A 5,795-nucleotide genomic window follows, 5' to 3' on the forward strand; every position below is an offset into this window, starting at 1 on the left:
ATGAACCCGCAGTCAAGAGCCGGAATAAATGGCCGCCGACCCGAGGTGGCTGACGGGCAGGGGAGATGAGAGGCTGAGGCGGCGATGAAGTTTGTGCTGGCAAGCTACGGAACTCGCGGCGACATCGAGCCTTCGGTGGCGATCGGCCGCGAGTTGGTGTTGCGCGGGCACGAAGTTCACATCGCCGTCCCACCGGACCTTGTCGACTTCGCGGCGTCGGCCGGGCTAGCGACGAGTCCCTACGGGCTCGAGACGCAGGCCTGGCTGGACGCCTATCGCAACTTCTGGAGTTCCGTCTTTCGCAATGTGTGGAAGATCGGCGAACTGCGAAGGTTGTGGCCGGAACTATATGAGCCGCTTGTTCGCTGCTGGGAAGAGATCAGCACAACCTTGACGTCGCTTGCCGACGGCGCCGATCTGCTGTTCACCGGCTTGAGTTTCGAACAACCGGCGGTCAATGTCGCGGAGTTCTACGACATACCGTTGGCCACGCTGCACTACCTGCCTGTGCGGCCTAACGGTCAGGTCCTGCGGTTCCTGCCGAAGCCGTTGGGCCGCGCCGCAATGGCGACGTACGACTGGGTGGCTTGGCGGATGGACAAGAAGCTCGAAGACACTCAGCGGCGTCAACTGGGCCTGCCGAAGTCAACCCGGCCGGCATCGCGGCGGATCGCCGAACGCGGATGGCTCGAGATTCAGGCGTACGACCAGGCGTGCTTCCCCGGATTGGCAGCCGAGTGGGCGGGTTGGAATCACCGGCGCCCCTTCGTGGGCGCGCTGACGATGGAGTTGCCGACGGAGGCCGACGAGGAGGTCGCGTCGTGGATCAGGGGAGGGACACCGCCGCTCTTCTTCGGGTTCGGCAGTATGCCGGTGGAATCGCCCGCCGACACGTTGGCCATGATCGCCGGCACCTGTGCGCAATTGGGCGAACGGGCGTTGGTATGTGCCGGCTGGAGTGATTTCAGCAACGTCCCGCAGCCTGGGGACGTCAAAGTGGTGCGTGCGGTCAACTTCGCGAGCGTGTTTCCGAACTGTCGCGCGGTCGTGCACCACGGCGGGGCTGGCACGACGGCCATCGGTCTGCGCGCCGGGGTGCCGACGTTGATCCTTTCCATGGACGTCAACCAGACGGTGTGGGGAGCCCAAGTCCAACGACTGAAGGTCGGTGCCTCCCGGCGATTTTCGAACACAACGGGCGAAACGCTGCTCGCGGACCTGCGAACGATCCTGGCTCCCGACTACGTCGCGCGGGCCCGTGAATTTGCCACGCGGATGACCAAGCCCGCGGAAAGCATTGCGGCTGCGGCCACTCTTCTTGAAGAGAAGGCCCGTGTCGGCCGTGTCCGCTGACAGCGGCTAATCGTTGAGAGAGGGCGTCGCCTCGTCCTGGCTGTCGATCCATTTGAGCAAAGAATTCAGCCCGTCGTCGAGTGTCCACTGCGGGCACCATCCGAGCACCTCGCTCGCGGGCTGGACCGAGCAGCTCGCGGCGCGGACGTCGCCGTCGCGAAATTTTGGAACGACGATTGGTTCGGGTGCGTCGCACAGGCCGGCGATCTTGCGGGCTAGTTCGTGAATCGTGGTCGCCGAGCCGGACCCGATGTCGAGCAGTCGCATGGCCGTCGCGCGCCGCTGGATCGCGGCGAAGAGCGCGTCGGCCACGTCATCGATATAGACGAAATCGCGTACTATTCGGCCGTCTTCGTAAACCTCCAGCGTCTGGTGCCCGCGCGCCAACCGCGCGAAGAGGGCGACGATGCCGGTATACGAATTGGTCAGCGACTGACCCGGTCCGTACACGTTCTGCAGGCGCAGCGTGGTGAGATTGGTGTCGTGTGCGGCCGTCCAGGCAGTCATGATGTGTTCCTGGGCGAGCTTGGTCGCACCGTAGATGTTCGTCGGCCGAGGTTCGGTTTCTCCTGCGCGGCTCGGAACCGGTTCCGCGGGTTCGCCGTTCGGGCCCTGGGCATCCCAGACACCGGCGAGCAGCTGCGCGTGGCTGCGAGGCTGCGGGTAGAAATGGTGTCCGCCGCTTCGCCACGCGCCCTCGCCGTAGACCGCTCGCGACGATGTCAGCACGATCTGCTCCGGAACAAGATCGAAGCGGCTCAAGGCATCCAGAAGCGCAGTCGTGCCGACGACGTTGACCGAACCGTGTCGTGTCGCCTGCGCAAGCGACTGCGCGGTTCCGGTCTCGGCCGCCAGATGCACGACCTGGTCGGGGCGGAACAACCGTAGGACTGCGTCCCAGTCCGGGCCGTGCGTGACATCGCCGGTGAACAATCGGACCCTCGGCGGCAGATCGACGGCTCGACTCGTGCCATGCACTTGAGGGTGCAGGACGTCCATGACGGCCACGTCGTAGCCGGCCTGCACGAGACGACGGGCGAGCGCACATCCGATGAATCCCGCGCCACCAGTGAGCAGCACAGATGTTGACAAGAGCGCTAGCCCCCCATCGTCGGCTTACGTCGTCGACCGGTACTCGCTGGCGAGGCCGCGGTCTGATCGATCGTATCCGCGAAGGTTCGGGTGCGGCCGGGCGCGCGTCGAGAAAGATGAAATCGAGTCGAGGGCGAGGGCCTAGGCTATATTTCTCAGGCAGGCGATCGGGGAGGTGGGGACAGGCCGAAACTGGAAGGCCGAGCAGAGCTTGCTAAACCGTTGCGCTGCAACGAAAACGCGCGGCAGGATCACTGGTTGCACTCCCGGGCTCAGGTTGCTGAAATCGCACGGGATTTGGCGTGTTTTATGTTCGCACGTTTGCGGGCGGCCAGCCTCCTTTATAGGCTGCCTCCTCGGGAGGGTTTGAAAAGGGCGTGCTGATGACAGCATGACCCGACGAGGGGAAGGTGTCGCTTGAAGCGGATCAAGGCCGTGCAACGGGCGCTCGAGGGCCGGTCCAAGCCTGTTTATCTTGAGATCGGCGTCAAAAAGGGGGCGGCGTTCCGGCAGATCACCGCGGACGAAAAGATCGCCGTCGACCCAGCTTTCAGGCTCTCCGAGCGCTCGCGCAGGCTTGCCGACGCCAATGCGCGCGCCACGCACTACTTCGAAACGACCAGTGACGAGTTCTTCGATACGCAATCCGCCTTCTTGGAGGACCGCGGCGTCGACGTCGCCCTGATCGACGGACTGCACACCTACGGACAGGTGATGCGCGACGTCGAGAACACGTTGCGGTATCTGCGCGACGACGGCGTCATCATCCTGCACGACTGCAACCCGGCGACCGCTTCTATCGCCTACCCTGCCGAGTCATTCGCCGACTTCTACCAACAGCATCGCTGGTGGAACATCCTCTGGAGTGGCGATGTCTGGAAGGCGATCGTCCAGTTGCGCAGTACTCGCGGTGATCTGAAAGTGGCCGTGCTGAAGTGCGATTTCGGCGTCGGGCTGGTTCGGAAGGGCACACCCGAATCGACGTTGTCGTACACCCCGGAACAGATCGCGGCGCTGACGTACAAGGATCTCGCCGCCGATCGCCAGCGCATGCTCAATCTGAAGCCGTGGCGCTACCTTGATCAATTCCTGACGTCAGAGGATCGCATCGCGCCTTGACGGGCCTGCTCGACCAGCCTGCTCGGTTACCTCGGTGACGTGACCGCGTCGTGCGCTGCGCACGCAAGCCCGCTTCGCGCTGCGCACGGAAAAGATCACTGCGCCGGCGCAGTGCTCGTCGACGCCGATGACGAGATGTGAAGACGTCAACTCTGCCGTCACGTATCTATTCCTGCATAAATTGCGCCAATAGACGGATTCAGCAAAACGTTGCGTACGGTAACGAACTAAATGATCATCGTCACGGGCGAAGCGTGAATTATTAGCCCAATCATGGCACTGACAACCTTTTTGCTGTAGAGCGGCATTGATGACCATGACCGTCAATTAACTAGTTTTGAACGCCGCGTGCGGTCAGACGAAATTCGGCATCAGTTAACAAATTGTCAATAAGCTCGCGTTCGGCTCCGCATATCATGCTGTCTGAGTGTTGGCTCGGGGGGCTTGCGGAAAGGGGATTGTGATCAGATTTATTTGCCTAGCGCAGCCCTCTACGTTGCTGTGCCGGACAGATCGCTCCAGGTAGACACTGCAAATTCGGTGATCATCGAGGCGGCCCGGCGGGGTCCGGTCGAGGAGCGCGAGAACGCCAGTCCTCATTCCTCGGGTTTGCCGAAAGCGCGGATTCGCATATCCTGCTCAAGTATCTTTAGATTAGTTCAATACATGTCGACGAGACGGGTTGGAGAACTGTGAGCATTAATCCCTTCGATGACGACAACGGCAGTTTTTACGTCCTGGTCAACGAGGAGGAGCAGCATAGCTTGTGGCCCACCTTCGCCGACGTTCCCGCCGGTTGGCGGGTAGTTTATGGGGAGGCTGATCGCTCGGCCTGCCTTGATTACATCGAACAGAACTGGACCGATATTCGGCCCAAGAGTTTGCGTGACCGGTTGGCTGCGGGAGGAAGCCGCGATCAGTAGATCTTTTCGGATCTGGGGAGTCGTTTGGGGGGCTGGATGAAGTCCGATGATGGCGCTTTTCCGCTAACGCGGGCGCAACTAGACATCTGGCTTGCACAGGCTATTGGCCACTCCGCGGCCGAGTGGCAGGTCGGTCTGCTCGTGAAGATCGACGGCGCCGTCGATCACGACGCGCTCGAATGGGCGATCCGCCGTGTCGTGCAGGAGGCCGAGCCCATTCGGGTTGGCTGCTTCGAGGAAGACGGTCAAGTCTTTCAGCGGGTGATCGACGACCCAGACGTCGAACTGACCTTTCATGACCTGAGCAGCTCGCGCCACCCGGTGCAGGATGCACACGAGATGGCCGCGGCTATTCAGCGGACGCCGATGCCGATGAGCGGTCCGCTGTTCAACTTCGCGCTCTTTCAGACCGGATACGACGAATTCCACCTGTTCGCATGCTTGCACCACATCGTGGCGGACGGTCTCGCCATCGCGTTGGTCGGCCAACGTATCGCGGCCGTCTACTCCGCTGTGGTTTCCGGTGAACCGATCCCGCCGGCGTTCTTCGGCTCCCTCAAGGAGCTGGTCGACTGCGAGCTGGAATACGAGGCGTCGGCCGACTATCGGGAAGACGAGGCCTACTGGAACGCGAATGCACCCGAGATTCGTGAGTCGGCGGCCCTTCCTGAGTCTGCGAGCCAGACTGATCCACAACGTTTTTCCGAGCCGGTACAGATAGATCCGGTTGTCGTCCGCCGCATCGACGAGCTGGCGGACGCGTGGAACATGCCTCGGTCGTCGCTGCTCACCGCTGCCAGCGCGCTCTTGGTGCGCGGATGGAGCAACAGCGACTCCGAGCTGGTCCTCGACTTCCCGGTGAGCAGGCGGGTTCTCCCGGAGACCAAGACGCTTCCCGGGATGATCGCCGGCGTTGTGCCGCTGGTGCTGACGGTCTCGCCGACGTCGACGGTCTCGGACTTCTGCCGCCATGTGCACGCCCGCATCCAGGAAGCCCTGCAGCACCAACGGTTTCCGGCGCAATCGGCTGGCCGCCGCGCACCGGGCGCGGGACAGCCGACAGATCGCGTAGCCGTTGACTTTTTCCCGACCGCGTTCACGCTGGACTTCGGCGGTGCCCCGGCCTCCGCGTCGATGACCAGCGCCGGGCTCGTCGGAACCTTCGGCCTGTTCTTCTCGGGGGCCGGCGACCAGCTGTCCCTGAGCACCCTGGGCACCGGCCAACTGTTCTCGAGCCTGGACGTCGCCGGTTTGGCGGCGAGGCTGGAACAGGTGTTGGCCGCCATGACCGCCGATCCGGCAAGGGAA

The 5,795-nt window shown here is 62.8% G+C and carries 5 protein-coding genes and 1 pseudogene; 4 read left to right on the forward strand and 2 right to left on the reverse strand.

The window, feature by feature from the left end:
* The first annotated feature begins 84 nt into the window (after positions 1–84).
* Complete coding sequence (locus tag CQY20_RS21210; protein ID WP_097942055.1) at positions 85–1,353, forward strand: glycosyltransferase; 1,269 nt, start codon at positions 85–87, stop codon at positions 1,351–1,353.
* Positions 1,354–1,359: 6 nt separating this feature from the next.
* Here CQY20_RS21210 and CQY20_RS21215 read toward each other — a convergent pair whose 3' ends face one another.
* On the reverse strand, positions 1,360–2,433 hold the full coding sequence (locus CQY20_RS21215; RefSeq protein ID WP_097942056.1) for an NAD-dependent epimerase/dehydratase family protein: 1,074 nt from the start codon (positions 2,431–2,433) through the stop codon (positions 1,360–1,362).
* 429 nt (positions 2,434–2,862) lie between these two features.
* Here CQY20_RS21215 and CQY20_RS21220 point away from each other — a divergent pair, with 429 nt between their 5' ends.
* Entirely contained in the window at positions 2,863–3,564 is a 702-nt protein-coding gene (locus tag CQY20_RS21220; protein ID WP_097942057.1) for a class I SAM-dependent methyltransferase, read from the forward strand.
* Here CQY20_RS21220 and CQY20_RS34525 read toward each other — a convergent pair.
* Positions 3,541–3,891 carry a hypothetical protein gene (locus CQY20_RS34525; RefSeq protein ID WP_133119095.1) on the reverse strand — a complete coding sequence of 117 codons (351 nt, stop codon included), beginning with the start codon at positions 3,889–3,891 and terminating at the stop codon, positions 3,541–3,543. The genes CQY20_RS21220 and CQY20_RS34525 overlap by 24 nt on opposite strands.
* A gap of 365 nt (positions 3,892–4,256) precedes the next feature.
* On the opposite strand from CQY20_RS34525, the gene CQY20_RS21225 reads away from it, so the two are divergent.
* Entirely contained in the window at positions 4,257–4,487 is a 231-nt protein-coding gene (locus tag CQY20_RS21225; protein ID WP_097942058.1) for an MbtH family protein, read from the forward strand.
* A gap of 36 nt (positions 4,488–4,523) precedes the next feature.
* Positions 4,524–5,780: pseudogene (locus CQY20_RS36345) on the forward strand (condensation domain-containing protein); the annotation flags it as partial.
* Positions 5,781–5,795: the final 15 nt, after the last annotated feature.

It is taken from the genome of Mycolicibacterium agri, assembly GCF_002553505.1.
Taxonomy (GTDB): Bacteria; Actinomycetota; Actinomycetes; order Mycobacteriales; family Mycobacteriaceae; genus Mycobacterium; species Mycobacterium agri.